At 28.6% G+C, this 24,735-nt stretch carries 24 protein-coding genes; 1 reads left to right on the plus strand and 23 read right to left on the minus strand.

Annotation, left to right across the window (positions count from 1 at the left end):
- Positions 1 to 8: 8 nt before the first annotated feature.
- The 22 genes from K0039_RS04010 to K0039_RS04115 form a co-directional block, all read right to left on the minus strand.
- Complete coding sequence (locus tag K0039_RS04010) at positions 9 to 1,340, minus strand: DUF512 domain-containing protein (protein WP_228103746.1); 1,332 nt, start codon at positions 1,338 to 1,340, stop codon at positions 9 to 11.
- A gap of 146 nt (positions 1,341 to 1,486) precedes the next feature.
- Positions 1,487 to 1,687, minus strand: a complete 201-nt coding sequence (locus K0039_RS04015) for a capping complex subunit for YIEGIA (RefSeq protein WP_228103747.1) — start codon at positions 1,685 to 1,687, stop codon at positions 1,487 to 1,489.
- Positions 1,688 to 2,620: a YIEGIA domain-containing protein gene (locus K0039_RS04020; protein WP_228103748.1), complete on the minus strand. Its 933-nt coding sequence runs from the start codon at positions 2,618 to 2,620 to the stop codon at positions 1,688 to 1,690.
- A 35-nt stretch (positions 2,621 to 2,655) separates the two neighbouring features.
- Positions 2,656 to 3,585, minus strand: a complete 930-nt coding sequence (locus K0039_RS04025; RefSeq protein WP_228103749.1) for a YIEGIA domain-containing protein — start codon at positions 3,583 to 3,585, stop codon at positions 2,656 to 2,658.
- Positions 3,586 to 3,695: 110 nt separating this feature from the next.
- Positions 3,696 to 4,979, minus strand: coding sequence for a HAMP domain-containing sensor histidine kinase (locus tag K0039_RS04030; RefSeq protein ID WP_228103750.1), 1,284 nt, complete (start codon positions 4,977 to 4,979; stop codon positions 3,696 to 3,698).
- 16 nt (positions 4,980 to 4,995) lie between these two features.
- The gene (locus tag K0039_RS04035) at positions 4,996 to 5,685 is read right to left on the minus strand and encodes a winged helix-turn-helix domain-containing protein (protein ID WP_228103751.1); all 690 of its coding nucleotides are present in this window, start codon (positions 5,683 to 5,685) and stop codon (positions 4,996 to 4,998) included.
- Between the two features lie 12 nt (positions 5,686 to 5,697).
- Complete coding sequence (gene pgeF / locus K0039_RS04040) at positions 5,698 to 6,408, minus strand: peptidoglycan editing factor PgeF (RefSeq protein WP_228103752.1); 711 nt, start codon at positions 6,406 to 6,408, stop codon at positions 5,698 to 5,700.
- Between the two features lies 1 nt (position 6,409).
- Positions 6,410 to 6,868 carry a transcriptional regulator NrdR gene (gene nrdR, locus K0039_RS04045; RefSeq protein WP_228103753.1) on the minus strand — a complete coding sequence of 153 codons (459 nt, stop codon included), beginning with the start codon at positions 6,866 to 6,868 and terminating at the stop codon, positions 6,410 to 6,412.
- 25 nt (positions 6,869 to 6,893) lie between these two features.
- On the minus strand, positions 6,894 to 7,163 hold the full coding sequence (locus K0039_RS04050) for a YlmC/YmxH family sporulation protein (RefSeq protein ID WP_228103754.1): 270 nt from the start codon (positions 7,161 to 7,163) through the stop codon (positions 6,894 to 6,896).
- A 117-nt stretch (positions 7,164 to 7,280) separates the two neighbouring features.
- Positions 7,281 to 8,054, minus strand: coding sequence for an RNA polymerase sporulation sigma factor SigG (gene sigG / locus K0039_RS04055; protein ID WP_018589848.1), 774 nt, complete (start codon positions 8,052 to 8,054; stop codon positions 7,281 to 7,283).
- 87 nt (positions 8,055 to 8,141) lie between these two features.
- Positions 8,142 to 8,861 carry an RNA polymerase sporulation sigma factor SigE gene (gene sigE, locus K0039_RS04060; RefSeq protein ID WP_228104185.1) on the minus strand — a complete coding sequence of 240 codons (720 nt, stop codon included), beginning with the start codon at positions 8,859 to 8,861 and terminating at the stop codon, positions 8,142 to 8,144.
- Between the two features lie 39 nt (positions 8,862 to 8,900).
- On the minus strand, positions 8,901 to 9,728 hold the full coding sequence (locus K0039_RS04065) for a sigma-E processing peptidase SpoIIGA (RefSeq protein ID WP_228103755.1): 828 nt from the start codon (positions 9,726 to 9,728) through the stop codon (positions 8,901 to 8,903).
- A gap of 296 nt (positions 9,729 to 10,024) precedes the next feature.
- Entirely contained in the window at positions 10,025 to 11,191 is a 1,167-nt protein-coding gene (gene ftsZ / locus K0039_RS04070) for a cell division protein FtsZ (RefSeq protein ID WP_228103756.1), read from the minus strand.
- Between the two features lie 438 nt (positions 11,192 to 11,629).
- On the minus strand, positions 11,630 to 12,364 hold the full coding sequence (locus K0039_RS04075) for a cell division protein FtsQ/DivIB (RefSeq protein ID WP_228103757.1): 735 nt from the start codon (positions 12,362 to 12,364) through the stop codon (positions 11,630 to 11,632).
- A gap of 123 nt (positions 12,365 to 12,487) precedes the next feature.
- Positions 12,488 to 13,738 carry a UDP-N-acetylglucosamine 1-carboxyvinyltransferase gene (gene murA / locus K0039_RS04080; RefSeq protein WP_228103758.1) on the minus strand — a complete coding sequence of 417 codons (1,251 nt, stop codon included), beginning with the start codon at positions 13,736 to 13,738 and terminating at the stop codon, positions 12,488 to 12,490.
- A gap of 68 nt (positions 13,739 to 13,806) precedes the next feature.
- Complete coding sequence (gene murG / locus K0039_RS04085; RefSeq protein WP_228103759.1) at positions 13,807 to 15,024, minus strand: undecaprenyldiphospho-muramoylpentapeptide beta-N-acetylglucosaminyltransferase; 1,218 nt, start codon at positions 15,022 to 15,024, stop codon at positions 13,807 to 13,809.
- 14 nt (positions 15,025 to 15,038) lie between these two features.
- Complete coding sequence (gene spoVE / locus K0039_RS04090; protein ID WP_228103760.1) at positions 15,039 to 16,169, minus strand: stage V sporulation protein E; 1,131 nt, start codon at positions 16,167 to 16,169, stop codon at positions 15,039 to 15,041.
- Between the two features lie 44 nt (positions 16,170 to 16,213).
- Complete coding sequence (gene murD / locus K0039_RS04095; RefSeq protein WP_228103761.1) at positions 16,214 to 17,572, minus strand: UDP-N-acetylmuramoyl-L-alanine--D-glutamate ligase; 1,359 nt, start codon at positions 17,570 to 17,572, stop codon at positions 16,214 to 16,216.
- 18 nt (positions 17,573 to 17,590) lie between these two features.
- Positions 17,591 to 18,556 (minus strand): phospho-N-acetylmuramoyl-pentapeptide-transferase, encoded by a 966-nt coding sequence (gene mraY, locus K0039_RS04100; RefSeq protein ID WP_228104186.1) that lies wholly within the window; start codon positions 18,554 to 18,556, stop codon positions 17,591 to 17,593.
- Between the two features lie 36 nt (positions 18,557 to 18,592).
- On the minus strand, positions 18,593 to 19,969 hold the full coding sequence (locus K0039_RS04105) for a UDP-N-acetylmuramoyl-tripeptide--D-alanyl-D-alanine ligase (protein WP_228103762.1): 1,377 nt from the start codon (positions 19,967 to 19,969) through the stop codon (positions 18,593 to 18,595).
- 142 nt (positions 19,970 to 20,111) lie between these two features.
- Complete coding sequence (locus tag K0039_RS04110; RefSeq protein WP_228103763.1) at positions 20,112 to 22,091, minus strand: stage V sporulation protein D; 1,980 nt, start codon at positions 22,089 to 22,091, stop codon at positions 20,112 to 20,114.
- A gap of 15 nt (positions 22,092 to 22,106) precedes the next feature.
- Positions 22,107 to 22,454, minus strand: a complete 348-nt coding sequence (locus tag K0039_RS04115; protein WP_228103764.1) for an FtsB/FtsL family cell division protein — start codon at positions 22,452 to 22,454, stop codon at positions 22,107 to 22,109.
- A gap of 392 nt (positions 22,455 to 22,846) precedes the next feature.
- Between K0039_RS04115 and K0039_RS04120 the strand changes: the two genes are divergently transcribed.
- Positions 22,847 to 23,281 carry a hypothetical protein gene (locus tag K0039_RS04120; protein ID WP_228103765.1) on the plus strand — a complete coding sequence of 145 codons (435 nt, stop codon included), beginning with the start codon at positions 22,847 to 22,849 and terminating at the stop codon, positions 23,279 to 23,281.
- Between the two features lie 59 nt (positions 23,282 to 23,340).
- Here the strand turns inward: K0039_RS04120 and K0039_RS04125 are convergent, their stop codons facing one another.
- Positions 23,341 to 24,693 carry an MATE family efflux transporter gene (locus tag K0039_RS04125; protein WP_228103766.1) on the minus strand — a complete coding sequence of 451 codons (1,353 nt, stop codon included), beginning with the start codon at positions 24,691 to 24,693 and terminating at the stop codon, positions 23,341 to 23,343.
- Positions 24,694 to 24,735: the final 42 nt, after the last annotated feature.

Below are 24,735 nucleotides of genomic sequence, written 5' to 3' on the forward strand. Positions count from 1 at the left end.
TCTCCTTCCTATTTAGTTATCTTGTCTACTACATCAGTACCTTTATTTTCGCATGGTACTACTTCTAAATTCAATTGTTCTTCTAATTCTTTTAAGGTTATATTGTCTAAGAAAATTTCTTCATCAGCTTTCATCATAGACCTAGTAATATACAATGTTTCACCTAAGTCTTCACTTTTCAATTGATCAATTAAATCAGTAGCTGTTAAAAGACCACTAACTGTTATTGTTTCTCCAAAGAAATTATTTTTAATTCTATATACATTAATTTCTATATTTTTAAATTTATCCATTATTTTATTAGCCATACGGCACATAAATTCATAAGCAGATTTTCCTGTTGCAATAGATACCTTTTTTGATTTATTTAATCTTGAACCAGATATTGTATCTAAATACTGTACAATTTCTGTTCCCATTTTTGTTATCATTCCAACACCATCTTCGAATTGGTCAAATCCCTCATACTCATCATATTTTAATAATGGTCTTTTTGCAAGAATATAAAACTCATCTGATAAAAATGCAAATCTAGTATTTAATTTATCCAAATATTTTTCTTGTAATTTATTAACTTGGTCAATTGTATATCCTGCACTTTTTTCATCAAATATATCAAGTCTAGCAAGATTATCTCTATGTCTAGTAATTCCAACTGGAACTATAGCAGCACTTTTTACGTAAGGATGTAAACTTGATAAATCTTCTAATGATCTTTCTAATTCTTCTTTATCATTATATCCTGGACAAAGTACTATTTGAGCATTCATTTCAATTCCTGCTTCTGCAAGTCTTCTCATTATATCTATTAGCTTTCCTGCAAATTTATTGTTTATCATTTTTCTTCTTAGTTCAGGATTTGTAGTATGTACAGAAATATTTATTGGGCTAATCCTATATCTTATTATATTATTAATATCATCCTCACTCATATTTGTTAAAGTAACGAAGTTTCCTTGTAAGAAAGATAGCCTTGAATCATCATCTTTAAAATAAAGTGTTTCTCTCATACCTTCTGGTAACTGGTCTATAAAGCAAAATACACATTTATTTCTACAACTTTTTGCTTTATCTATTATAGGGTTAGTAAATTCTATGCCTAATTCTTCATCATAATCTTTTTCAATTTCGTATAAATATATCTTTCCATTTTTTTGTTTTTTAATTTCTAGCTCGATATATTCTTCACTTATTAAAAATCTATATTGAATTATATCTTCAACTTTCTCTTTATTTACAGATAAAAGTATATCGCCAACTTCGATACCCATTTCATCTGCAATACTATTTTTATAAACTTTACTTACTATATTATTAATATTTTTTACGTTTACTTCCATTTTGCATATCACCACTTTTCCACATAAATGTATTATCTAATTTTAGATGTAAATACATCATTTAATCATACATGATTTAAAAAAATTAGTCAACTTGTATCTAGCTTTCAACCATATTAATTAACAAAAGGTACCCCCAAGGTACCTTAATGTCTTACTACTATAAGAATTTCCTCAGTTATTTGATGAACCATTCCATCCACACTTTTTGCCACTAGTAAAGCTTTCTTTTGCATATCATCATCATCATTTGCATAAAATAGAGGACATCCTCCTGATATAACCATATTTTTATCTGTAGTTATCACTGCCATTGTATATGAATTAATACCTATATCATTTCCCATCTACTTACTTTCCTTTCCTTCAATTTTTAGTTTTTTTAATGCTAAGTGTTTACCTCTAGCACTATCTAGTATTGGGCAAGATTTAACCGCCTCTATTACTTTTCTTTCATCTTTTTCCATTGGTATAAATGCTATATATATAGCTTGGCTAACTGGATCTTTTCTCGGTATTGGAGTAAAAGCAGGTTCATCACTTTCTTTAAGTACTCCAAGTCTTGAGTATAAGTTATAACATATTGCCTGTCTCTGACCAGGATAACTTAAAATTCCAGCATTAGTATAACTATTATTTTTAGGTCTTATTTCAATTCCTATACCATCTTTTAAATACCTCTCTCTATCCTCTTTTAAACCAACATTTGTTATTCCTTTTAAATTACCAACTTTTAACAAAGTACCCTCTACAAAACTAATATCTACAATAGATACTTCAGCTATATCAGCAATGCATTGTCTTGATAGCGCATTTCTAAGAAGAAGAGCTATTGAAAGGCCAACTACTGTACTTATTATTGTTGCTGAATTATCACTTATATTAGTTTCATTGCTTAGACCATAAAAACATGCAACAGTTATAAAGGATGTTACAATACACATGTAATTTCTAATTTCGTACGTTCTAGCTATTTCTTCAATAAATGAATTTCCTCTAGGAACTAACTGTGTAGGTTCCAGATCTTGTAGGGAATTCCTTCTACTACTTCTTACTTGTCTAAACTGTTCTGCTGCTAAGGACAAAAATGTAATTGATGTATAAGATCTATTTATCAAAGCTGGAATTAATAATGCTCCTAATGAAGATGCCACAAAGGCTAATACTATTTGTGATGTTAATATATTCGGTTGGGTTGGATATTGTTTGTTATCAAGATTCAACATAATTAATCTTGAAGTAACTCCTATTGTTAACCCTATAAAAAATATGTTGTCCATTTACTCACCTCTTTCAATCACTTTTATTTGAAAAGTTATGATTTTTTCTTATAAGCACTTTGCTTGCCTTTTGATGTATCTATAATAGGAGTACTTCCTGCTGCTTTCATAAGAGTTATTTCATCTTTAAGTAAAGGTATCATAACAATTACTACAGATTTCTTTTTTAGATCAGTCTCAGAAATTGCTAGTAAATCTCTTTCATCAACATCTTTGTCCATGCCAAGCTGAATATAAATATTGTGCATTATAGCCTTTTGTTGACCTATATCATTTATTGTTCCGAAGCTTCCCATATCTTTAGGTACTATTTCTATGGCAACACCTTTTTCCATATATTTCTTCCTACTGTCTTTTAGACCAATATTACCCATGACTACATCATTAACTTTTAAAAGAGGTCCATCAAATGTTACTTTTCCTAGATATACATCTGCTAAATCATTAACACTTTTTCTTCTTAATAATCTTCTAAATATAAGTGATAACACTATGGCTCCCACAGTTGAAGTAACTGTACAAACTAATACGCTATCGTTATATATTCTAGAAGTAAATATGTATATTAAAGAAGCTATCAAAGCAGAGAACAAGCTTACATAACTTCTTACTTCATAAGTAGATGCAATTTCATCAATATATGGCTGTCCCTTATCTATCAAGTCATCATTATCAATATTTTCTAAAGTGATTTGTTCTTGTTGTGATAAACCTTGAAATTGTTGTATTCCTACTGCTAAAAAAGTTAAGGCTGAAAACTCTTTATCAATTAATGCAGGCAAGGCTACAGAACCAAGAGATGCGGCTAAAGCTGCCACTATTATTTGTTCTATATAATCCTGTGGTCTTGATGGGTATTGTTTATCTTTAACTCTTAGTACAAAAAATCTACATAAGGTTCCTATAATCATGGCTGTAATAAAAGCATGTCTAAATAGAGCGTCATTTATTTGGCTATTATTCATAAAACTAAATCCTCCTAATAATTTAATACCTTGAAACTAAATTTAAAGTTTTCTACTAATAAATCTATAAATTTAGTTTGTGCAAAAAATAAAAAAAATTTCCTAATAATCTAGGAAATTTTTTTCGGTAATCTTACTATAAATTTGCTACCCTCACCAAGTTCGCTTTCTACGCAGATGCTACCCTTTAGAGAGTGAACAATATGTTTTGTTATGGCAAGACCCAAACCTGTACCTCCTACAGATCTACTTCTAGCCTTATCTACTCTATAAAATCTTTGGAATATTTTACTTTGGTCTTCCTTTGGAATACCAACTCCATTATCTATAACTTCTATTACTATTTCATCATTTATAGATAATTGGTTAATAGTTACCTTACCTCCTTCTGGAGTATATTTAATAGCATTATCTATTAAATTAAGAAGCAACTGTTTAAGATAATCGCCATAAGCTTGAACTACTATTTCTTCATCTTCAAAATTATATTGTAGATCAATTTTTTTTGAATTAGCTATGTAATTTATCATCTCATATACTTCTTTAAATACATCATAGAGTAATATATTTTCCATTACTAAATTATTTTTACTTTCTATTGATGATAATAAAAGTATATCCTCAATTAATCTTTTTAGCCTATCTGATTCTTTTTTTATTATAGCTAAAAACCTATTTCTCTTATTTACTGGTAAATCTTCATTCATTATTAATGTCTCTACAAATCCATTTATTGATGTCAAAGGTGTTTTTAGTTCATGACTTACGTTAGCCACAAAATCTCTACGCATATTTTCTAATTTTACAATCTCTGTTATATCTTCAATATTAATTATAGAACCTATAATAGCATTTTTAGAGTCTTGTAGATATACAGGGTCAATTTTTATTCTATAGACAATTTCATCATCTAAAGTTACATTATTGCTTTGATTTTCTTTACTTCCAATATATCTTTCTATACCTCTTAAAATATCATCAACATCAATAACTTGTTTTAAATTTTTTCCGTCTTCTTTTCCATTACATTTACTTTTTATCATTTTACGTGCTTCATCATTAATTAAAATAATATTGCCATCGATATCAATAACTACAATTCCATGTGAAATACTTTTAAGTACTGAGGTAAGTTGAAGATGCTTATACTCCACTTCTTCAATTGTACTTTCCATTGTTTCCATCATAAAATTGAAGTTTCTAGTAAGCTCTCCTAATTCACCTCTAGCAGAAGTTTGTAATCTTGCATGAAATTCTTTATTGCTTACCTTATTTGAGATTTTAATAAAACTTTTTAAAAATCTTCTTATAGTTATAGTATATCGATATAAAAGTATTGCCACACTACAAGCTAGTAACATAACAAAAAAGTAAACACTGCTAATAGGTTCCATATATTTTCTCCATTTCTTACTCTATTTTATATCCTATTCCTCTAATAGTTTCAATATATTTTTCATTACCATCTGGACTTTCTATTTTTTTTCTTAAATATCTAATATGAACATCTACAGTTCTAGTCTCACCATAAAACTCATATCCCCAAATTTTATCTAATAAAAAGTTTCTAGATAAAACTTTTCCTTTATTTTGAAGTAAAATTTTTAATAAATCAAATTCTTTAAGAGTTAAATCTAGCTTTTCTCCATTTCTAGTTGCTTCATGTTTTATTAAATCAAGTTTTATATCTTTTACAGTTAATATTTCTTCTTCTCTTGGTGAATTCATATTATATCTTCTTAAAACAGAGCTTATTCTAGCTAATAATTCTTTAATGCTAAAAGGTTTTGTTATATAATCATCTGCACCACCTACCAAGCCTTCAACTTTATCACTTTCCATATTTTTAGCTGTAAGCATAATAACAGGTATATTTTTAAGGTCCTTATCTCCTCTTATTTTCTTTAATACATCTATACCACTTATATTAGGTAACATCCAATCAAGAAGTATTAAATCAGGTTTATTTTCTTTAGCTTTTAAAAACCCATCAAATCCATCATAAGAATAGTCTACAATATAATCTGAAGTTTCCAAATTAAATTGTAGTAGCTCTACTATGTGCTCTTCATCATCAATTACAAGAATCTTAGTACCCATTATTACTCCTCCTTATCTAATTTGAATCATCGTTCCTATTCTCTTTGATGTTTTATTATGTTTTCTGTAAGAATAGAATTTATCGTGATTGCAATTAGTACATATTTGAATATTTATTATATTTTCTTCTTTAACTTTATAATCTTTTAACATAAGTTCGTTAATTTTCCATAAATCCAAATAATATTTATTATCTTTTATTATATCGAATTTTCCTGCATTATTTGCTAAATTTATGTTAAATTTTTCAACTAAGTCTTTTGAAACTTCATAACAGCATGGCCCTATTGATGGTCCTATTATACATATTAAGTCTTCTGGTTTAGAATTATAATTTTCACTCATTTTTTCTATAGTTTTTTCACTTATCTTATCATAAGTCCCTCTCCACCCTGCATGAACTATTCCTATAGCTTTGTTAACTGGGTCAACAATTACAACAGGTACACAATCTGCCGTTAATATTAGTAATGGAACTTGAGGAACATTAGTTATTAAAGCATCTCCATCTATTCTCTGACCTATATTATGTTCATCAATTTTATTAACAATACTAGAGTGAATTTGAGAATTTCTTGTTAAATTTGTTAACTTAAATTCTTCTTGTGTAAATGTCTTAAATAAATCATCTTCGTTTTTTGCATCTATATTAGTTGTTGTTATAACTAAGTTAACAAAATCTAATTCTTTTTCTACTCTATCTACAGTTATATAATTTTCCATTTTATTTATCCTTCTCCATTAATATCGTTTTTAATTCATTAACAAAAGTATTTATATCTTTAAATTGCCTATAAACAGACGCAAATCTAACGTAAGATACTTCATCTATATCTTTTAGTTTGTCCATTATCATTTCTCCAATTATTTTTGTTTCTATCTCAGTCATATAGTTTTTATTTATTTCATTTTCTATGTAAGATACTACCCCTTCAATTTGATCAATTGAAACTGGTCTCTTTTCACAAGATTTTATTAGACCATTTTTTATTTTTTCTCTATCAAAGTACTCTCTTGTATTATCTTTTTTTACCACCATAACAGGTGTTGTTTCAATAGTTTCGTAGGTTGTGTATCTTTTTTTACAAGATTCACACTCTCTTCTTCTTCTAATAGAATCACTATCTGTATGTCTTGAGTCTACAACTTTAGACTCCTTATAATTACAATAAGGACATTGCATAATCTTCCTCCTTAGTTAAGTTAGTTTAAATTTTCATTTCATCAATATCTAATTTTCTTTCTGAGCCTATATTTACTATTATTGTGTCACATCCTATTTTTAATATATCATTCCAAAATATCATATCTACATCCATTCCTCTAGAAAAAAATCCTCCACTTCCTTCTCCTGTTGTTGAAAAAGATACAACCTTACCTTCATTAACATCTATGTCTATGTCTGTAATAAAACCCATTTTCTTTCCATTTTTCACATTGATAATTTCTTTATCCATTATATCAGATACTCTTATCATATTATAACATCCTCCTTAAAAATACAAAAAAAATATATTTCTCTCTTAATAATTTTTATGCAAAAAAAATCCTTAGTATTCTTCTACTAAGGATTTATTCTTCATATTTAATTATAATTAAATGTACTTTCTCATATTTTTCAGTGCATTTTTTTCAATTCTTGAGACTTGTGCTTGAGATATTCCTATTTCATCTGCCACTTCAATTTGAGTACGGCCCTTATAAAATCTCAAGTCCAATACAAGTTTTTCTCTGTTATTAAGTTTTTTTATTGCTTCTTTCAGTGCTATTTCTTGAAGCCAGTGCTCGTCAGTATCTTTTTTATCCTGAACTTGATCCATTACAAATATGGCATCACCATTATCTTGGTATACAGGGTCAAATAAAGATATGGGATCTTGTATAGCATCTAGTGCCATAACAACAGATTCAACATCTAACTCTAGCTCCTTTGCTATCTCTGAAACTGTTGGTTCCTTTGAATTGCTTCTAATTAATCTTTCTCTAACCTGAAGAGCCTTATAGGCAATATCCTTTAATGATCTACTAACTCTTATAGGATTATTATCTCTTAAATATCTTCTTATTTCACCTATTATCATTGGAACCGCATAAGTTGAAAACCTAACATTTTGACTTAAATCAAAATTATCTATAGCTTTTATAAGACCGATACAACCAATTTGAAATAAGTCGTCAATATTTTCTCCTCTATTGTTAAACTTTTGAATGATACTTAGAACTAGTCTTAAATTACCCCTAACAAACTGTTGTCTAGCTTCTTCATCGCCTGCCTTAATTTTAACTAGAAGATCCATCATTTGAGCATTTTTAAGAACTGGCAATTCAGATGTATTCACACCACAGATTTCAACCTTATTAATTTGCATAAGTTTCAGTCCTCTCTTAAAAGATTCTTTATATGAAATTATTTACATATCATATATTTTTATACTTTTATCGAGATTTTATTTAATTTATACAAATTTTTTCATTTCCTTTTTTAACCTGCTGATAATTTTCTTTTCAAGTCTAGAAATGTAAGATTGAGATATACCAAGGATATTAGCTACTTCCTTTTGCGTTTTTTCATTTCCTCTTGTACTTAAACCAAATCTTAATTCCATAATTTGCTTTTCTCTATCTGATAATTTGTCCAAAGCCATAAATAATAAATTTTTATCTATTTCCTCTTCAATAATTTTATATATTTCATCATTTTCTGTTCCAAGTACATCTGATAGCAACAATTCATTGCCATCTAAATCAGTGTTTAAAGGTTCGTCAAATGAAACTTCGGCCTTTTTCTTATTATTTTTTCTAAGATACATTAATATTTCATTTTCTATACATCTAGATGCATAAGTTGCTAATTTAATATTTTTATTTGATTTAAATGTATTAACAGCTTTTATAAGCCCAATAGTTCCTATTGATATTAAATCTTCAACGTCTATACCTGTATTTTCAAATTTTCTAGAAATATACACTACTAATCTAAGATTTCTTTCTATTAAAATAGTTTTTACATTATCATCCTTTTCGAGTCTATCTATTAGTAATTTTTCCTCATCTGGTTTTAGAGGTGGAGGCAGTATATTTACACCGCCCATGTAATACATGCCATTAGGTTTAATTATACCTAATTTAGATCCTATATTCACTACCCAAGAGTTTATTTTCCACTTCATTTTCATTAATGTTAATTTCAATTATAACCCTCCCCATTTTTAGACCTAAGAAAGTATACTTGGATTTAGTATGGCATCATAATTGTCGTCTTTAAAATTTGATATACCAAGTACAATGTTCCCTATCTTTTTATTATCAATTTGTAAATAGTCGGCTTTAAATCCTAGTACCATGTTAGTTTTATTACTAGTAGCGTGGTTATAAGGAATTAGCCTTACCCTGGATGATATGTCTTCACTTAAAATATTGATGATTTCCTCTGCCAAGAGTACATCAACATATTCATAATTATAATTTTCAGGCAAATACTTTTCTAATAAAGAAGAATTCACCATAACTACATCACTTTTACTTAAAGGATCTTTTAGCAAGTTTCCACTATCTAAAAGAGCAACACACTTTAGTTCTTCTCCAAGAAGCGAAATTGTCACTTCCTTAGTAAATTCTTTAATATGATTTATTAACCTAATATCCGAATATATTTTTTTTAGTATAAGGCCACTAATATATACGGAAACTATTACAAATGAGATTTTTATATGTTCTATCCCTGTAAAATAAATTATAAAATATGTACTTCCACAGATAAAAAAATTCACTAAAAAAAATACGGTAAGTATTCTTATAAAGTCATTTTTATCTGTGTAAACGAATGATATAAATCCTATAATTACAATAAATATTGCTTTTGAGGGTAATGTATATAATAAATAAAACCTTGGAAGTAAATAAATTACAGAGTAAATAGTTCCAACTATTGCCCCTATTATTTTTCTTTTATAAGAATTTGTATTTTTTGCAAGTGTAGAAGTACAACTTATAATAATATAATTTATTAATAGGTTTTCAATAATGTAAAGGTCTAAATACATTAATTACTCCCCCCTTTTTATGTTTATATTATAAGCTAGCATAAAAAAATAATATGTCATTTTTAACAGTCGAAACTCAATTACTTTAATATAAAAAAACACAAAAAAAGGAAAAATTCTTCTTTTTCCTTTTTTAAATAATATTTTACTTCTTTTTAATTAGTATAAAAACACATATATTGTTCATAATTTGTTATAATTAATAACTTTCTTTATAATTCATAATATGCAACATGAATAAATATTATAACAAAAAAATAAGAAGCTTAAGCTTCTTATTTGACTATGTATATTAACTATTTTCTATTTCTTCTTAAAAAAACTGGAATTGGTGGTAAATCGTCATCTATATCATGAGCCGGCTTTTTATCTTCCACTTTTTCCTCTACTTTTTCTTCTTTTGTTACAACAACTTCTTCTACAGTAGCTTTTTTAGTTGCTATTTCCGAAGGTCTATTAGTACCTCTGTTTTTAAATGAATCCTCAAATCCTTGAGATGGATTAGTTTCAAATCCTGTAGCTATTACAGTTATAGTAATATCTTCTCCTAAATCTTCTCTTATAGATGTACCAAATATTATATTAGCTTCTGGATCACATGATTCTGTAACTAAACTTGATGCTGCATTAGCTTCAAATAGTGTTAAATTAGCTCCACCAGCAACGTTAAGTAATACTCCTTTAGCTCCTTTTATTGAAGTTTCTAGTAATGGTGATTGAATAGCTTCTTTAGCAGCTTCTAAAGCTCTATTTTCTCCACTAGCAGTACCTATTCCCATATGAGCTAATCCTTTGTCCTTCATTATAGAAGTAACGTCGGCAAAGTCTAAGTTTATAAGCCCTGGCATTTTTATTAAGTCAGATATAGATTGTATACCTTGCTTTAATACATTGTCTGCTATAGAAAATGCATCTACCATTGATGTATTCTTTTGTACTATTTGTAAAAGTCTATCGTTAGGTATTGTTATTAGCGTATCCACATTAGCCTTTAAATCTTTTATGCCTTCTTCAGCATTTTTCATTCTTATTTTACCTTCAAATCCAAAAGGCTTAGTTACAACACCTACAGTAAGTATCCCCATTTCCTTAGCTAATTTTGCAACTATTGGTGCAGCACCTGTTCCAGTTCCTCCACCCATACCTGCAGTAACAAATACCATATCTGTTCCGTCAAGTAATCCTACTATTTGTTCTCTACTTTCTTCAGCAGCTTTTTTTCCTACTTCGGGCTTAGCTCCCGCACCTAATCCTCTAGTTAACTTTTCTCCGATTTGAATTTGGTTTTCTGCCATAGATGATAATAGTGCTTGCTTATCTGTATTTATAGAAATAAACTCTACTCCTTTTACTTCTTCTCTTATCATTCTGTTAACAGCGTTGTTTCCACCGCCACCAACACCAATAACTTTTATAACAGCATCATTGTTGTCAGTTTCTATATCAATTCTATTATTATTCATTATTTTTTAACCTCCCTATCTTCTGAATTAAACAGTCATGTATTATGATTATACCATTTTACTTGTATTTTTTGTTAAATTACTATCTTATTCCATAAAAATACCAATTTTTACTCTTGTTATTAAACATGTATAATAGATATTTAACAATCTGTCTTGTATATTGTCAAATAATATAGATAAATATTCCTTAAAATAATATACTATAAAAGCGTCTTATTCTCTATATTATTATACTCTTAATAGCAATGATTTGAAAATAGATATTTCCTAATTTTATGAAAAATTTCAAATATTTATCTATTACGCTTATGAAAACATTTTTTGTCATTAATTTACAACATTTATCTACTTTAAATTTTACTGTGAAACTGTGGTAATATTCAAGTGATTTTTTCACAATATTAATGCATTTTTTCTATTTTTTAAATAATTTTATTAATTTGAATACGGGCTATATAGTAAATAATTGTCATAAGTAAAATCTACCTTTCCATAATGCTCTTTTCTATTTTGCAAATCTATCATAACTTTACTAAGCTTTAATATGTTTTTTTCTATGTTATTATCTTTATTAAGACATATAGTAAGTCCTGTTTTACCCTTCATGATAATTTCTTTTTCTTTTGTAAAATTAACTGTTTTAATTTGTAATAGTATGTTTTCTTCATCCAGCTTTTTATATAGCGTAATAAGTTTATTCTTATCATTTTCATTATTAAATTTTAAAGTTTTATTATTTAATGTGTAAGCAATAGATATAACTAGTTCATCATTTGCTATCTCTTTTAATTCATCTACAAATTTTCCTTGGTCATCTATATAACAATAAGACTTACCATTATACAAAGGTCCAATAATATTTTTTTCTTTTACATTTACTATAAGTTTGTTTGGTATCTTCCTTTTTATTTCACAATCTTTAACATAGGCACTTTCTTTAACTCTGTTTTCTAAATTTTGTAAATCATAGAAAAAAATATTCTTATTTTTTTCTAAATTTAAAAGATTATTAACATCCTCTTTTGATAAATATTTATTATTATTTATCACTACGTCTTTTAAAAAAAAGAAGTCACTTTTTAAGAAGAAACATGTTCCTAAAGTTAATAACAAAGAAAAAAATAAAATTCCCATAAGTTTATTAGTATTTATCTTTCTTCTTTTTTTCAAACACACCCCTCCTTAGTTTTTATTATATATAAAATACTTCTTTTACTCTCAAAACTCCTACAAAAGTTTTCCATTTTAATAAGCAAATTATGACAAAAAAATATAAAAGGTCTAAGAGACCCTTTATATTTTCCTAATATCTGCTCCTAAGTTGTTTAATATACCTTCTATATTTTCATATCCTCTTTCAACATGATATATATTACTAATTTCACTTTCTCCATCAGAAGCAAGTGCTGCTAAAATCAAAGCTGCTCCACCTCGTAAATCAGGTGATTTAGTTTTAGCACCATATAATTTACTAACACCATTCACTTTACACAAATGAGTACTTATTATCTCTGTGTTTGCTCCCATTTTATTAAGTTCACTACAATGCATAAAACGATTTTCAAAAATAGTCTCATAAAAAATATTATTTCCATCACTCAATGCCATAAGTGCCATCATTTGGGCTTGCATATCTGTGGGGAAATTAGGATGGGTATCTGTTTTTAAAAAGTTTATTGCTTTAATTTTCTTTGGTGAGTTTAAAATAAGACCCTCTTTAGTGTATTCAATATCACATCCTGCTTTTATTAGAGTATTATTTATAGGATCCATATGAGATCTTACTATTTTATCTACTTCTAAACATCCTCCTGTAATCGCACTGGCAACCATATAAGTTCCTATTGCAATCCTATCAGGAATAACAGTATGCTCTACTTTATCTAATTTATCTACACCTTGTATTTCTATAAAATCACTTCCTGCTCCGCTAACTTTAGCTCCCATTTTATTTATATAATCTTGCAGATCCTCTATTTCCGGTTCCTTTGCTGCATTATATATTCTAGTCGTTCCTTTAGCTTTAACCGCTGCTAAAATAATATTTTCCGTAGCACCAACACTTGGACTATCAAGAATTATGTCATTCCCTATAATTTCTTTTCTTTCGCAGTTTATAATCGAACCTTCTTCTATCCTTACTCCTAGTTTTTTTAAAGAGTTAAGATGCAAATCTATTGGTCTTTTACCTATTGCACAACCCCCTGGCTCATATATTTTAACATGTTCTAATCTACTAATCATAGCTCCTAGTACAATAATAGAAGATCTCATTTTCTTAACATATCCTTCATCTATTTCATTAGATGTAAGATTAGAGCTATCTATTACTAATACATGGTCATTAAAATCAATTTTACAACCTATGCTTTTTAATATCTCTATCATTGTATATACGTCAGCTATTAATGGAACATTATGAATGATATTAATATTTTCATTCAACAAGGACGCAGCCATTAATGGTAAAATGGAGTTTTTCGCCCCTTTTATACTCAAGGTTCCGTGTATTTTGTTTCCACCAGTTATTAGATATTTAGACAAAATGAACCCCCCTAATCATAATATTAAATCCCTTATTATTAAATATTATGAGTTAGAGGGGGTATGTGTTACTTTTTCTTTATTCCTATTGTTTTTATTTCCTTAACTTCTTCAGTAGCCTTTGTTTCTTTGGCTATTTCTTTTAATTCTTTCTTTTCTTGTTTAGGAGTATTATTTTCTTGTTTTTCATTATATGCTTTCATAATTTCATCGTATATTAAATCTATTGCTTGAGGTTTTCCAATAGATTTACTTGAATTAGCCATGTCTATTAGTAATTCCCTATCTCCTAGTAATTTAAATACTACTTCATTTAATTTTTCAGGAGTTAAATCTTTTTCTAATATGGCAATTCCTGCACCTTGAGACTCTATACTCTTAGCATTATATTCTTGATGATTTTCAGCAGTATAAGCCTTCGGTATTATAATAGATGGTTTTCCAAGAGCTGTTATCTCTGCTAAAGATATAGCCCCAGCACTTCCTATTACTATATCACTAGCAGAAAGTCCATCAGCCATATTATCCAAATAAGGCATTACTCTTTGATAAGGTTTTAAAGAAATTTCTCCTAAAGACTCCACAAATTCATCATAATATAGCTTTCCAGTGGCAAATATAAATGCAATATCTTCTTTTACCATATTATTTATTACAAGTCTCATTGCATCATTAATTTCTTCTGATCCACCACTACCACCATAGCAAAGAACCATTTTTTTATCTTCACTTATTCCAAGTTTTTTTCTTGAAGTAGATTTTCTTGATTGTAATATTTCTTTTCTTACTGGATTTCCTGTAAGAACTAGTTTATTTCTACTTTCTTCAGGAAATCTTTCATGAGAATCTTCGAAACTTGTAAGGACTCTTGTAACCACTTTAGAAAGTATTTTATTTGTTACTCCAGGGAATGAGTTTTGCTCATGAACTATTGTTACAGTTTTATTTAAAGCTGAGTTAAATAAAACTGGTCCACTTACATATCCACCAGTTCCTATTACTATATCTGGTTTATATTTTTTAACTATTCTTCTAGATTGTTCTAATCCCTTACATAGTTTAAATACCCTTTTAACATTTTCAAAATCTATTTTTCTTCTAAACCCTTGTACTGTTACAGTTTTTAACTCATATCCGTATTTTGGAACTATTTCTGATTCTATACCTTCTTCTGTTCCTACAAATAATATCTCACAATCAGGATTTTCTTCTTTTATTTTGTTAGCGATTGCTATTGCTGGATAAACGTGTCCTCCCGTTCCTCCGCCTGATAGTAATACCTTCATTGTATCATCTCCTGTTATTTAATCTTGACATGTTTTGAGATGTTTAACACTATTCCTATCTCACCCATAAGCATGGTCAGTGAGGTTCCTCCATAACTTATAAATGGCAGGGCTACTCCTGTATTTGGCATAGTCGATGTGGCAACAGCAATATTTAATGCTGCTTGAATACCTATTAGAGCTCCTATACCTATTACTAACATGCAAGCAAATATGTCTTCACATTTTAAAGCTATACGAACACATCTATAAACTAATAATATAAATAACATAATTACTAATATACATCCTATTAAGCCCAATTCTTCACCTATTATGGCAAAGATAAAATCATTCTGTGGTTCTGGTATGTAAAAATATTTTTGTTTACTTTTCCCTAGGCCTAGGCCAAATAATCCTCCTGATCCTAGTGCATACAAACTTTGTATAACTTGATATCCAGCTCCTAGTGGATCTTGGAATGGATCTAAAAAGGAAGTAATACGTTTTAGTCTATAAGGCTCTATCATTACTAAGATACCAAATAGTCCCACTCCTGATAATCCCATAACCCCAACAAATTTCATATTCATTCCTGCTACAAACAACATAACAAAGGTTACAAGTATTACTGTACCAGCTGTAGACATATTAGGTTCAAGCATTATTAACACAAATATTAGCATAGGCATAAGTAAAAGTGGTAAAACACCTTTTGTCAAAGATTTTATTTTATCATATCGTTTTTCAATTAATTTTGCTGTAAACACAACACAAGCAAATTTAGCTATATCTGATGGTTGGAAAGTTGCCCCTCCAACGCCTAACCACCTCTTAGCACCATTAGCTTCGATTCCAAGCGGTGTCAAAACTAAAAGTAAAAATATAATGGCAACTATACAAATCGGCGTTGCATATTTTTTCCAAAGTTTATAATCAACATTGGAAAGAACCATCATTCCTATAAATCCAAGTGTTGCATAAATTAAATCTCTTTTTAAAAAGAAATAGGGATCATTATGTTTAAATGAAGATTGAATGTAACTTGCACTAAACACCATGATGATCCCAAAAAATACTAAAATCATGGTAGTATAAAATACTACTGAATCAAAATCAGTCTTCATCCCCCTGTCAATTTGCTTTTTTAAAATTTTACTAGGCATCTGATAGACTACCCTCCATTTCGCAGTGAATTGCTTTGAAGGAGTTATTTTAAGTTGTTTACATTATCTTTGAAGTCGCGTCCTCTCACCTCAAAACTTTTGTACATATCCCAACTTGCACAAGCAGGAGATAATAAAATTACATCTCCACTTTTAGCTAAGTCATAAGAAGCTTCTACAGCTTCTTTCATATTATTAACTCTAATTATAGTTTTATAATCTTTTTCTTTTGCACATTTTTCAATTATACTTGCTGTTTCCCCCATTAAAACTAAGGCTTTAATGTTTTCTTTTCCTACTTCTAAAAGCTCATTAAAATCACTTTCCTTATTATATCCACCAGCTATTAGTATAATTGGATTTTCATAAGAAGTTATTGCCTTAATAGTTGAATCTGGATTAGTACCCTTAGAATCATTTACAAATATAATATCACTTAATGTTCTAACATACTCTAATCTATGTTCTACAGCTTTAAATGTTTTTAATACGTGCTTTAATCTTTCCAAATCTACATTACAGACATATGCCATAGCAATAGCCGCCATACAATTTTCTAGATTATGTGCTCCTGGTAAACTAAGCTCTTTTTTATTTAATAAAACAATTTTTTTATCTATATGAATAACTATATTGTTATTTTCGTCTAAATATACACCTTTATCAAGTTTTTCTTTTCTCGAGAAGAATATTATTTGACCATTGCAGTTAGATTCTAGTGCTCTAACTTCTTTGTCGTCATAATTTAATATGGCGAAATCACTTTTGTCTTGATTTTTAAATATATTTGCTTTAGCAGCTATATAATTTTCCATAGTATGATGTCTATTTAAATGATCTGGAGAAAAATTTAATATTGATGCAACTTTAGGTTTAAAATTAACAATACTTTCTAATTGGAATGAACTTAGCTCTGTTATTAAGTATGAATTTTCATTTGTAGTTTCTACTGTATCTATGACAGGATTTCCAATATTTCCAACTATATATGTATCCTTATTGTCTGCTTTAAATATTTCACCTACTAAAGATGTTGTAGTCGTCTTTCCATTTGTTCCAGTTATACCTACAAATATAGGATTTTTAGAAAGTCTATAAGCTAATTCAACTTCTCCTATTATCTCTATATTATTTTCTTTTAATTTTAATATAAAAGGTAAATCTAAAGGTACTCCTGGAGATACTACCGCTAAGTCTATGTGGTCTACATTTTCTGGGTGATACCCAAGAATATACTGAGCATTTTTTATATCTTTTAATTCTAATAAAATATCTTTTAATTTTTCTTCATCTTTTATATCATTAACTATTATATTTGCTTCTAATTTGTCTAATAATTTAATTGTTGAAACACCTGTTTTAGCTAAACCAACAAGTAAAATATTTTTATTTTTTAGGTTCATTGTTTTCCCCCCTAGTGATTAGAATACTGCAATTATTCCTATCCATGCTAATACCACTGTAGTTATCCAGAATATAAACACAACTCTAGTTTCTGGCCATCCACATTGTTCAAAATGATGATGTACTGGAGCCATTTTAAATATTCTTTTACCAGTTAATTTAAATGATACAACTTGTAATATTACTGATATAGCTTCAGCAAAATAAATACCTCCTACTATTGGTATTAAAAGTACTGAGTTTGTTAATACTGCAAAAGCTACTACTGCTCCTCCTAAGGCCATAGAACCTGTGTCTCCCATGAATACTTTAGCAGGATATGAATTAAATCCTAAGAAACCTAAACAAGCTCCTCCAGTTGCTGCTGCAAGTATTGCAACATCGCTATTACCTATTGTTGTTGCCAACATCATAAAAAATGCTGATACTATTAAAGTTACTCCAGATGCTAGACCATCTAAACCATCAGTTAAATTTACAGCATTTACTGTTCCTATTATAATAAACATCATTATTGGTACATATAAAGGCCCTAAGTTTATTACATAATCAGTAAATGGAACCATTATCTGTGTTGCACTTGGTGATGCACTATACTGGTAATAAGCAACAAATAATGCAAGAGCAAATTGTAATACAATTTTTTGATATGCTTTAAGTCCTAAAGATCTTTTCATTTTAATTTTAATAAAATCATCTAGGAATCCTACAAATCCAAATCCTGTTATACATATCAATCCTACTAATAAATCTCTGTCTATTTTTGCTCTTGTAAGTCCCGTAATAAGGATAGCTATTATCATTATTACCCCACCCATAGTTGGTGTTCCGTTTTTTAGTAAATGAGTTTGTGGTCCATCATCCCTAACCGTCTGACCAAATTTAAATTTTGATAACATTGGTATAAATATTGGTCCTAGTATAACTACTATTAAAAATGCGATTATCGCTGTATACGTAAGTTGTGTTATTCCTAACATAATATAAAACTCCTCTCCCTAGTTCGCTAATTATTTTGTCTATTTATTAAGATGTTCAACAATCTTTTCTAGATGCATTCCTCTCGATGCCTTAACTAAAATAGTGTCATTTTCTTTTATGATATCATCTAGATTTTCAATTGCTTCTTCTTTTGTTTTAAAATGATAAAGATTGTCAGGGTTCATATTATTTTCTTTTAATTCTTTTACTATAAACTCTGAATCCTTTCCTATTGATATTAATATATCCACATTGTTTAAGGCTGCTTTTCCTACTTGTCTATGGCCAAATTCTGCAAATTCACCCATTTCAAACATATCTCCAAGTATTGCTACTCTTCTGCTTTTATATCTTCCAAGGATATTTAATGCAGCAGTCATAGAATCTATGCTTGCATTATAAACTGAGTCAATTATAGTTAAATTATTATTTTTTATTATGTCTAATCTATTTTTGGTACATTGGAAATTTTTTAAACCATCTTTTATTTCCTCTAGTGTCATATTCAGATTAATTCCTACTAATATTGCTGTCAGAGCATTATATATATTATGTTTTCCAACTGTTGGAATGAAAAATTCTTCTCTTTTTCCATCAATAACAGCTATGAAGTTTATACTGTCTTCATCCATCTCAAAAGATTCACAATATATATCGTTGTCTTTTTCAAATCCAAAAGTTCTTAATTTATAAACTAAATCTTTACTCTTTAAAGTTTTTAAACAATCATCATCTCCATTAACTATTAATAAAGAACTTTCATTAAAGTTTGTTGTTATTTCCATTTTTGCTTTAAAAATACCATCTCTACTTCCTAGATGTTCCACATGAGAATACCCAATATTAGAAATTATACCTATTTGTGGATTTACAATATTTACTAGGTATTCAATTTCATTAAATCCACTCATTCCCATTTCTATTACTGCACATTCATGTTCTTTATTTAAATTAAATAAAGTTAAGGGCACTCCAAATTGGTTGTTTAAGTTTCCTACATTTTTAAGTGAGTTGTATTTTGCACTAATGGTATAATATACCATATCCCTGGTAGTTGTTTTTCCAACACTACCTGTAACAGCTATGAAAGGTATTTCAAATTTGTTCTTATAAAATCTAGCAATATTACCAAAAGCTACTTCCGTGTTGTTTACTTCTATTACATTAATTTCTTTATTCTCTATGTCAACGTTGTTATCTTTATTTTTTATAATAGTTTTACAGCCTTGATTTATAGCTAAATTAATGAAATCATGCCCATCTAAGTTTTCTCCAACTATAGCAACAAAAGCATTGTCTTTACTTGCTTTTCTACTGTCTATTACTATATCATTTACTAAAGTTTCTTCACTACACGTGGAAACTAACTGTCCTTCACTAGCAAGTATTAACTCTTTTATAGTTAAATATTCCATTTTAACCTCCTTATTCATTTTTAATTTCATACTTATCTTTATAAAAGGCAATGCATTATATACATTGCCTTCTATATATTTATCTTAATAATTATATACCATATTAACTTTTTTTTGAAGATATTTATAAGTTTCTGTAATATTAATTATCAAAATAAATGGATATTAGAGAACCTTCATTTACACTAACTCCAGGTTTTGGGAACATATCTTTAATTATTGTTCCTTCCTTTATATCTACATCATTATCAATATTTGCTTCTAATTTAGACTCCTCTAAAACTTTTGTTGCATCTTCTATAGTTAGACCTCTAACATCGGGCACTTTCACTTTATTTTTTACATTTTCAGCTTTTTCTTCTTCTGTATATTCTGGCTCTACACCTAGATATTTCAATGTATTGCTCATTACTTCTTTTATTATTGGTCCTGCTGTTGTTGAACCAAATTGCATAACTCCTGTAGGCTCATCAACTATGGCAAGCACTACAATTTGTGGATCATTAGCAGGTGCCATTCCAACAAATGAACATGCATAATGTCCTTGAGCATAAGCTCCATTTATAACCTTTTGTGCAGTTCCTGTTTTTCCTCCTAATCTATATCCTGGTAAGTAAGCTATCTTACCTCCACCTTCTGTTACAACAGATTCCATTATTTCTCTCATTTGCGCAGATGTTTCTTTTGAAATAACTTGTTTAACTTGTACTGGGTCTACTTCCTTAGTTATGTTTCCTTTATTATCTGTATATGCCTTTACTAATCTTGGTTCCATTCTATTTCCGTCATTTATTATGGAACAGACTGCTGTAATAAGTTGCATAGGTGTTACAGATATGGATTGGCCAAAGGAGATCGTTGCCAGTTCAACAGGCCCCACATCCTTTTCATTGTACATTATACTTCCTGCTTCACCTGGTAAGTCTATTCCTGTTTTTTTATTTAAACCAAATGCTTCTATGTAATCATACATTTTTGAAACGCCAAGTCTTCTGCCTACTTCAACAAAGACTGGGTTACAAGAGTTTTGAACACCTTGTTTAAATGTTTCTGATCCATGAGGTCTATAAGATCTCCAACATTTAATTTTTTGTCCTTCAACCATGACACTGCCACTACAAGTAAATTTGTCGTCTTGTTTAACAACACCTTCTTCTAGCCCTGCTGAAGAAGTTATAAGTTTAAATGTTGAACCTGGTTCATATGTATCACTTACTGCTGTATTTCTCCACATAGTTGAATACGCTTTTATTTTTTCATTATCATTTTTACATCCTTCTAATAATTCTTCATAAGCAGGATAAATTGCTTTTGTAGGAGTATTTGGATTATAATCTGGTTTTTTTACCATTGCCTTTATATCTCCTGTTTTAGGGTCCATGGCAATTATAGTTACTTTATTTGCATTGTTTTCTTCATAAGCTTTTTGAGCCGCCTTTTCACAATAATGTTGAATTACTTCATCAACAGTTAATACTAATCCATCTCCTGTTGTTGGCTCATAATATTGTTCAGAACCTTGAGGGATTTCTTTTCCTGCTGCATCAGTACTTACAATTAACTTTCCTGCAGTTCCTTTCAATACATTATCATATTTTAATTCTATTCCTGCTACACCTGATGAATCTGCAGATGTATGACCAAGTACATAAGAGGCAAAGTTGTCATACGGATAATATCTTTGATTATCTTCAGCCACCCATATGCCAGATAATCCCGCCTTAGTAATTTTATCTGCCGTGTCATCGTCTATCCATCTTTTTACTTTAACTAAAGCCATGTTTTTCTTATTGACTTTTTTGTATATATCATCATATTTTTCATCTAATATTTTAGCTAGATCTTCAGACGTTTTTTTTGTATCTTTTACTTCAACTGGCTTACACCAAACTGTATATTTTGTAACACTTACTGCCAATTCTTTCATATTTGTATCATATATAGCTCCTCTTTTAGCTTCTATAGGAATCTCTCTTGTTTGTTGTTCTGATGCTTTTGTACTAAGCCACTCTCCTTTAATCAATTGTAAATACCCTATTCTAAATACCAATGCTAAAAATAAGGAACAAGCCAACACCATTACTATAACTAATCTTTTCCTGCTGTTTATTTTTATCTTCATTAACAACCTCCCTTTCTAATCCTTTAAGTCAATATATCTCATTTGACTTTCATTAGGGTAATCCATATTTAACTTTTCTTTTGCATTTTCTTCTATATTAGTAATGCTGGAATTTTCTAGTTGTTCCATTTTTAATCCATCTAAAACTATCTCTTCTTTTCTTAACTGCTTTTTCAGTTTGTTAATTTCATATTTGTAATTTGATACAATAGCATTACCACATAAATTTATGATGATTATTGATACCACGGGAAATGCACACAAAATAGGCTTAACTACTCTTTTTATTTTTCTCCTTCTATATCTATTCTTTTTTCTCTTTTTATATTCATTTATGTTCTTCACTCTTTCCTTACTATTCAAAAAATCACCTCCGTCTTCTGTGGTATATACATATTTAGTTTTTTTGTGCCTGCCTTCCTTTAATGACTTATACAAAAATTCATACATAAAAGAGTATGAATTTTTATATGTAGAACATTTTTTTAAAAAATTTATATTTTTTTGAAGTATTAAATAGAACTAAATACGTTCATTTTCTTTATATTTTTAATAAAGTAATTTATACTTAAGTTAATATTTCTTTAAAAGAAATAACTGTTGTTTATGAAATAATTAAAGCATGAGAAAAATTGTGACTTTACTAATTAGTATTAAAAAGAAATTACATAAAAACTCTGTGCTTGGCTTTAAATAATATAAAGTAAGGAATATATTGATAAAATATTTTTATGTTTTAATAAAAGGAGGAATATATGAGAAAGAGATTATTATTAATTATACTAATATCCACTGCTATTGTTTTTTATGGTTGTAACAAAAATTCAAAGGAAGATAGTCCTGTTTCCCTATCTTCCGTAGATATAAGTTCATTAAATAATAAAAAAATATTAGATGTAATATATGACAATGATTTAGAAGAAGGCGTTTATCAGATAATAACAAGTAACAATAAATATATATTTTTTAAGGGTGTCAAAAATGAATATATTGATGTAAGTTCAGACCTCGAAGATAAAATACTTGTAATAAACTGTAATACTATATCCTCTTCTGAAGAGGTGAATAAACTATATGTTATAAGAGAAAAAAATTCAACTTCATCAAAAGATAAAAATTTATTTTTCGATACAATAATGTTAGAAGTAAATAATAAAGAAGTTCCATTTAATTCTGTACACACCTTATAATAAAACAGATAAATTATGAATTTCTACCATCTAAAAAAGCTCATTTTATAATGAGCTTTTTAAATTTCATGTAATTTCCACTTATTTCCCTTATATCTAGTAATAAAGCATGCTACTCTGAATACCCAATCTATACTCATGGCTACCCATACACCAAAAACTCCCATATTCATATATCTTCCTAATACATAACTAAAACCAATTCTAAAAATCCACATAGATAAAATAGCAACTATCATACAAAACTTAACATCATTTGCTGCACGAAGGGTATTGGGAAGGACAAAAGAAACTGTCAATATAATAATTGATAAGCTTCCATGATATAAAATAATATTTTTTGAAATTGTTGCTGTATAATCAGATAGATTATATGCCTTTAGAATTAATGGCATACTTATAAAAGTAAGTATTACAGCTAAGGATATGCATATAGTACTTATCTTAACTAGTTTTCTTGTATAATATTTTGTTTGATCGTAATCTCCTGCACCTATACATTGAGATGTTACAGAAAGGGTGGCCTGGCTAATTGCCATACCTGGTATAATTTGAAAAAGTCCAACAGCATTTGCTACAGCATTAGCTGCAATAGCTGCAGTTCCAAAGGTCGCAATTAAGTTTAGAACAATAATTTTTCCAAGTTGAAACATTCCATTTTCCAGACCATTTGGAATACCAATATGAAGTATTTTCCTGATTAATATTCTATCAAATTTCATGCACATTTTTTTAGATAAGTGAATTTGTAAATTATCATTTTTTATTAATATAAAAATTACTAAAGCAGCCACAACTCTAGAAAAAACCGTAGGTATGGCTGCACCTGCAATTCCCATTTTAAAAACATAAATTAGAAAATAGTTTCCTATTAGGTTTATTAGATTCATCATAATGGCTATTTTCATTGTGATTTTTGAATTTCCCATAGCTCGAAATAAAGCTGCCCCACCATTGTATATAGCTATAAAAGGAATTGACATAAATACTATGGTTAAATAAGTACTAGAATAGTTCATAACATCTTGTTCTATATGTCCAAAAACTATATGAAGAATAAAGTATTTGCATAAATACCCTAGTATCATAACAGTAATAGAACTTAAAGAAAGAAAAAGTATAAGTTGATCAGCGCTCTTACATGCATTATCCTCCTTTTTCTGACCTAAATACTGACCTGATACAACTGCGCCTCCAGTAGCAAGTGCTGTAAATATATTTATTACAAGGATATTTATACTATCTACTAAAGATACAGCAGATACTGCAGCTTCACCTATGCTAGCGATCATTATTGAGTCCACTAACCCTACAGTTACTAGTAAAAATTGCTCTATTATTAATGGAAAAATAAGTTTATATAAATTTTTATCTGAGAATAAGTATTCCCGCGTCTTTGGAGTAATTTCCATATAAGCACCCCCCCTTATAACATTCACCAATAATTATAACAG

It is taken from the genome of Terrisporobacter mayombei (genome assembly GCF_020748465.1).
Classification (GTDB): domain Bacteria; phylum Bacillota; class Clostridia; order Peptostreptococcales; family Peptostreptococcaceae; genus Terrisporobacter; species Terrisporobacter mayombei.

What these genes read in the sequence shown, in the direction of transcription:
- K0039_RS04050 (WP_228103754.1), bottom strand. Translation starts at nt 7,163, where the DNA reads ATGATAAGAGTATCTGATATAATGGATAAAGAAATTATCAATGTGAAA.
- K0039_RS04105 (WP_228103762.1), bottom strand. Translation starts at nt 19,969, where the DNA reads ATGGAATATTTAACTATAAAAGAGTTAATACTTGCTAGTGAAGGACAG.
- nrdR (WP_228103753.1), bottom strand. Translation starts at nt 6,868, where the DNA reads ATGCAATGTCCTTATTGTAATTATAAGGAGTCTAAAGTTGTAGACTCA.
- K0039_RS04020 (WP_228103748.1), bottom strand. Translation starts at nt 2,620, where the DNA reads ATGGACAACATATTTTTTATAGGGTTAACAATAGGAGTTACTTCAAGA.
- sigE (WP_228104185.1), bottom strand. Translation starts at nt 8,861, where the DNA reads ATGAAAATGAAGTGGAAAATAAACTCTTGGGTAGTGAATATAGGATCT.
- spoVE (WP_228103760.1), bottom strand. Translation starts at nt 16,169, where the DNA reads ATGCCTAGTAAAATTTTAAAAAAGCAAATTGACAGGGGGATGAAGACT.
- K0039_RS04010 (WP_228103746.1), bottom strand. Translation starts at nt 1,340, where the DNA reads ATGGAAGTAAACGTAAAAAATATTAATAATATAGTAAGTAAAGTTTAT.
- K0039_RS04120 (WP_228103765.1), top strand. Translation starts at nt 22,847, where the DNA reads ATGAGAAAGAGATTATTATTAATTATACTAATATCCACTGCTATTGTT.
- ftsZ (WP_228103756.1), bottom strand. Translation starts at nt 11,191, where the DNA reads ATGAATAATAATAGAATTGATATAGAAACTGACAACAATGATGCTGTT.
- K0039_RS04065 (WP_228103755.1), bottom strand. Translation starts at nt 9,728, where the DNA reads ATGTATTTAGACCTTTACATTATTGAAAACCTATTAATAAATTATATT.
- murD (WP_228103761.1), bottom strand. Translation starts at nt 17,572, where the DNA reads ATGAACCTAAAAAATAAAAATATTTTACTTGTTGGTTTAGCTAAAACA.
- pgeF (WP_228103752.1), bottom strand. Translation starts at nt 6,408, where the DNA reads ATGGAAAATTATATAACTGTAGATAGAGTAGAAAAAGAATTAGATTTT.
- K0039_RS04025 (WP_228103749.1), bottom strand. Translation starts at nt 3,585, where the DNA reads ATGAATAATAGCCAAATAAATGACGCTCTATTTAGACATGCTTTTATT.
- murG (WP_228103759.1), bottom strand. Translation starts at nt 15,024, where the DNA reads ATGAAGGTATTACTATCAGGCGGAGGAACGGGAGGACACGTTTATCCA.
- K0039_RS04030 (WP_228103750.1), bottom strand. Translation starts at nt 4,979, where the DNA reads ATGGAACCTATTAGCAGTGTTTACTTTTTTGTTATGTTACTAGCTTGT.
- K0039_RS04015 (WP_228103747.1), bottom strand. Translation starts at nt 1,687, where the DNA reads ATGGGAAATGATATAGGTATTAATTCATATACAATGGCAGTGATAACT.
- K0039_RS04110 (WP_228103763.1), bottom strand. Translation starts at nt 22,091, where the DNA reads ATGAAGATAAAAATAAACAGCAGGAAAAGATTAGTTATAGTAATGGTG.
- K0039_RS04125 (WP_228103766.1), bottom strand. Translation starts at nt 24,693, where the DNA reads ATGGAAATTACTCCAAAGACGCGGGAATACTTATTCTCAGATAAAAAT.
- sigG (WP_018589848.1), bottom strand. Translation starts at nt 8,054, where the DNA reads ATGCAAATTAATAAGGTTGAAATCTGTGGTGTGAATACATCTGAATTG.
- K0039_RS04035 (WP_228103751.1), bottom strand. Translation starts at nt 5,685, where the DNA reads ATGGGTACTAAGATTCTTGTAATTGATGATGAAGAGCACATAGTAGAG.